Annotated in this window: 1 protein-coding gene; it reads left to right on the forward strand. The window is 45.5% G+C overall.

Annotated features, from left to right (window positions below; translation table 11 throughout):
• On the forward strand, positions 1-279 hold a 279-nt coding region (locus tag LG649_RS16215; RefSeq protein ID WP_226544843.1), incomplete at both ends, for an Ig-like domain-containing protein.

Consider the following 279-nt stretch of genomic DNA (forward strand, 5'->3'; position numbering starts at 1 on the left):
ACCCAACGGACGATACGATAGATTACACGCCAACAGGCGATTACAATGGTACAGATCAAATCACATATCAGATCTGTGATGCGGATGGCGATTGTGAAACAGCAGTAGTAGATATTACAGTGAACTCCGTAAATGATGTACCAACAACAGTAGACGATACGGCGAGTGTAGATGAAGACGATACAGTAAACATTGTAGTATTAGATGACGATAGTTTTGGCGGCGATGGTCCAAGCACCGGCACGATAACTATCACCAGTGGGGCGAGCAATGGAACCG

This window comes from Neotamlana laminarinivorans (assembly GCF_020523925.1).
GTDB lineage: Bacteria > Bacteroidota > Bacteroidia > Flavobacteriales > Flavobacteriaceae > Neotamlana > Neotamlana laminarinivorans.